This window comes from Mycobacterium sp. TH-M11 (genome assembly GCF_057473725.1).
In genome coordinates this window covers 1-4,327 of sequence record NZ_JBYCLD010000248.1, presented here as the reverse complement: position 1 = coordinate 4,327, position 4,327 = coordinate 1, and the positions used below count along the sequence as shown (strand labels likewise).

Below are 4,327 nucleotides of genomic sequence, written 5' to 3'. Positions count from 1 at the left end.
CGCGTCCTTCAGCGGCTCGTCCGGGTCGACGCTGAGCAGCGTCAGTTCCATTTGCTCGTGCAGTTTGATCAGCATAAACAGCGCGAATGCGTCGTCGGGATCAAGATCGTGGCGGCTGGCCAGCAGCGCGCATCCGCGGTCGAGGTCCCACGCGTCGAAGTCGAAGCCGGCGGGCGCCAGCCAATCGCCTCGATGCGCCAGACCGTGGTGGTCGGCGATCTCGCGTAGCGGCGCCAGCGGCTGGGCGAACAACGCCGGATCTTCGACGCACGCGGTCCAGACCGCCTCGGGAAAGAACCTCGGCTCGTCGGCGTCGAGCGTGTCCGCCAGCAGCGCGCCTACGCCCGCGTCCGCGCCGGAGGGGGGCGTGCCGACCCGCTCCAAGGCGAGGCCGGCTGTGGTCAGCCGCAGCCCGACCAGATCGCCCGCGGCGACCCCCAACGCCGCCAGTGTGCCCGGCTCCAACAGCAGCGCCCCGCCCGGATCGACTGCCTCGTTCGCGCCAACCCGGTGGCTGAATACTCGCCCGGCCAGCAGCGCAGGCAGCCACACCCACCGGTCGTCGTCTAATTGCGCTGCCCGACAATCAATTCCAAGGTGAAGGGCGTCCAGGACGGCATCGGAATCGGTCACGCCGGCTTCCTGCAGCCGACGTGCGATGTCGTCCTCGGGTAACGGGCCGTGTTAGGCCAGGATTGTCGCCAGGGCTTGCATCGGATCGACTGGTTCGGTCACGACGGCCACCCTTGCACACCGGGCTCACGATTCGTTCCCTCGGTTGGCGTCTGACGTCACCGGCCGCCGATCGCTTGTCGGTGTGGGCACATAGCATGAGAAACGACCTGTCCAGTGAGCGCTCAGAAAGGGGCCGGGTGGCTGATCGCCTGATCGTCAAGGGTGCGCGCGAGCACAATCTGCGCAGCGTCGATCTTGATTTGCCCCGCGACGCGTTGATCGTCTTCACGGGGCTGTCGGGCTCGGGGAAGTCGTCGCTGGCGTTTGACACGATTTTCGCCGAAGGGCAGCGGCGCTACGTCGAGTCGCTGTCGGCGTACGCCCGGCAGTTCCTCGGGCAGATGGACAAGCCGGACGTCGACTTCATCGAGGGCTTGTCCCCGGCGGTGTCGATCGACCAGAAGTCGACCAACCGCAACCCGCGGTCGACGGTAGGGACCATCACCGAGGTCTATGACTACCTGCGGCTGCTCTATGCCCGGGCCGGCACACCGCATTGCCCGGTCTGCGGTGAGCGGATCGCCCGCCAGACTCCGCAGCAGATCGTCGATCAGGTGCTGGTCATGCCCGAAGGAACCCGCTTCCAGGTGCTCGCGCCGGTGGTGCGGACCCGCAAAGGCGAATTCGCCGACCTCTTCGAAAAACTCAACGCGCAGGGCTATAGCCGCGTCCGGGTCGACGGCGTGGTGCATCCGCTGACCGATCCGCCGAAGCTGAAGAAGCAGGAAAAGCACGACATCGAGGTGGTGGTGGACCGCCTGACCGTCAAGGCCAGCGCGAAGCAGCGGCTCACCGATTCGGTCGAGACCGCGCTGAACCTGGCCGACGGCATCGTGGTGCTGGAGTTCGTCGACCAGGACCACGACGCCCATAACCGCGAGCAGCGGTTCTCCGAGAAACTGGCCTGCCCGAACGGTCACTCGCTGGCCGTCGACGACCTGGAGCCGCGGTCGTTCTCGTTCAACTCGCCCTATGGCGCCTGCCCGGAGTGCGTCGGTCTGGGCATCCGCAAAGAAGTCGACCCCGATCTGGTGGTGCCCGACCCGGATCGCACGCTGGCCGAGGGTGCGGTGGCGCCCTGGTCGATGGGCCACACTTCGGAGTACTTCACGAGAATGATGGCGAGCCTGGGTGAATCCATGGGCTTCGATGTCGACACCCCGTGGCGCAAGCTTCCGGTCAAGGCGCGCAAGGCCATTCTGGAGGGCTGCGACGAGCAGGTCCACGTCAAATACCGCAACCGCTACGGCCGCACCCGGTCTTATTACGCCGACTTCGAGGGCGTGCTGGCGTTCCTGGAGCGCAAGCTGGATCAGACCGAGTCCGAGCTGATGAAGGAGCGCTACGAGGGCTTCATGCGGGACGTTCCGTGCCCGGTGTGCAACGGCACGCGGCTCAAACCGGAGATCCTGGCGGTAACCCTGGCCGCGGGGGAGCAGGGCACGAAGTCGATCGCACAGGTCTGCGAGCTCTCCATCTCCGACTGCGCCGAGTTTCTCAACGGGCTCACGCTGGGCACCCGCGAGCAGGCGATCGCGGGCCAGGTACTCAAGGAGATCCAGTCGCGGCTGGGCTTCTTGCTCGACGTGGGGCTGGAATATCTGTCGTTATCCCGGGCGGCGGGCACGTTGTCCGGTGGCGAGGCGCAGCGGATCCGGCTGGCCACCCAGATCGGCTCCGGCCTGGTCGGGGTGCTCTACGTGCTCGACGAGCCGTCGATCGGTCTGCACCAGCGGGACAATCGCCGGCTGATCGAAACCCTCACTCGCCTAAGGAATCTGGGCAACACCCTGATCGTCGTCGAGCACGACGAGGACACCATCGCGCACGCCGACTGGGTGGTCGACATCGGTCCGGGCGCGGGTGAGCACGGCGGCCACATCGTGCACAGCGGCACCTACGCCGACCTGCTGACCAACAAGGAATCGATCACCGGCGCCTACCTGTCCGGCAAGCAAAGCATCGCGGCCCCGACGATTCGGCGTTCGGTGGACAAGAAACGTCAGCTCACTGTGGTGGGCGCCAACGAACACAACCTGCGCGGCATCGACGTGGCGTTCCCGCTCGGTGTGCTGACCTCGGTGACAGGAGTCTCGGGTTCGGGCAAATCGACGTTGGTCAACGACATCCTGGCCTCGGTGCTGGCCAATCGGCTCAACGGCGCTCGCCATGTCCCGGGCCGGCACACCCGCGTCACCGGGCTGGACCACGTCGACAAGCTGGTCCGGGTCGACCAGTCGCCGATCGGTCGTACCCCGCGGTCCAACCCGGCCACCTACACCGGGGTCTTCGACAAGATCCGCACGCTGTTCGCCGCGACCACCGAGGCCAAGGTGCGTGGCTATCAGCCGGGCCGGTTCTCGTTCAACGTCAAGGGCGGTCGCTGCGAGGCATGCACCGGAGACGGCACCATCAAGATCGAGATGAACTTCCTGCCGGACGTGTACGTGCCCTGCGAGGTGTGCAACGGCGCCCGGTACAACCGCGAGACCCTCGAGGTGCACTACAAGGGCAAGACCATTTCCGAAGTGCTCGACATGTCGATCGAAGAAGCCGCGGAGTTCTTCCAGCCGATCACCAGCATCCACCGCTATCTGCGCACGCTGGTCGACGTCGGGCTGGGCTACGTGCGGCTGGGCCAGCCGGCGCCGACGCTGTCCGGGGGTGAAGCGCAGCGGGTCAAGCTGGCCTCGGAGTTGCAGAAGCGCTCCACCGGTCGCACCGTCTACATTCTCGATGAGCCCACCACGGGCCTGCACTTCGAAGACATCCGCAAGCTGCTCGATGTCATCAACGGGCTTGTCGACAAAGGCAATACCGTCATCGTCATCGAGCACAACCTGGACGTGATCAAGACCTCGGACTGGGTCATCGACATGGGTCCCGAGGGCGGCGCCGGCGGCGGAACCATCGTCGCCGAAGGCACACCAGAGGACGTCATGGCGGTGCCGGAGAGCTACACCGGCAAGTTCCTCGCGGAAATACTCGCCGCCGGCAACAAGCGGTCAGCCGGCGCCACGAAGCGAGCGACCAAGCGCCGCAAAGTCAGTGCTTGAGCCTGGCGGCCTCACGTCCCGGATTTCGACAACAGCGACGGGAAGCGCGGGTTGATGCGGACGCCGTCGAGCCACGACGTGAGCTCGGTGGCTCGCCGCTGCAACGCTCGCCGCCCGTCGCGGCCGGGATCCTCCAGGAGTTGCACTTGGACGTGCGCCTCGTGGTCCTGATACCACCCGCCCACCACGTGTCCGTTCCACCAGGCGGTGGGCCCGGCATTGCCGTTGCGGTCGAACACCTGACCGCGGTGTTCGCCGAGATACCAGTCGCGGTCGAGCCAACCCATCGTGGTGACATCGAGGCCCGGTAGCAGCGCTGCCGACGGCGCGACCTCGGGCTCGATCTCCAGATCGTCAGGAAGCACATAACCCGCTCCGGAACCCAGGACGACCTCCACAGCCCCGATATCGCTCAACGCCTTTCGGGCAGCCGTCAACGTGGTGCCGAACCACCATTTGACGTCGGCGACAAGTCGACGATGTTCATTGGCGGCAACCCGATTGCTGGCGGCGGACTGAATGATCGGCAGGTCATC

At 66.1% G+C, this 4,327-nt stretch carries 2 protein-coding genes and 1 pseudogene; 1 reads left to right on the top strand and 2 read right to left on the bottom strand.

All coding sequences use genetic code 11. The features are described 5' to 3' along the window. A pseudogene (locus tag AC2VOG_RS10380) lies at positions 1-735 on the bottom strand (hypothetical protein); the annotation flags it as partial. Between the two features lie 137 nt (positions 736-872). Here AC2VOG_RS10380 and uvrA point away from each other — a divergent pair. Continuing rightward, complete coding sequence (gene uvrA / locus AC2VOG_RS10375; protein WP_486939811.1) at positions 873-3,791, top strand: excinuclease ABC subunit UvrA; 2,919 nt, start codon at positions 873-875, stop codon at positions 3,789-3,791. A gap of 11 nt (positions 3,792-3,802) precedes the next feature. On the opposite strand, the gene AC2VOG_RS10370 is transcribed toward uvrA, so the two are convergent. Then, positions 3,803-4,327: DNA glycosylase AlkZ-like family protein (locus AC2VOG_RS10370; RefSeq protein ID WP_486939810.1), on the bottom strand; the 525-nt coding region annotated here is incomplete at its 5' end.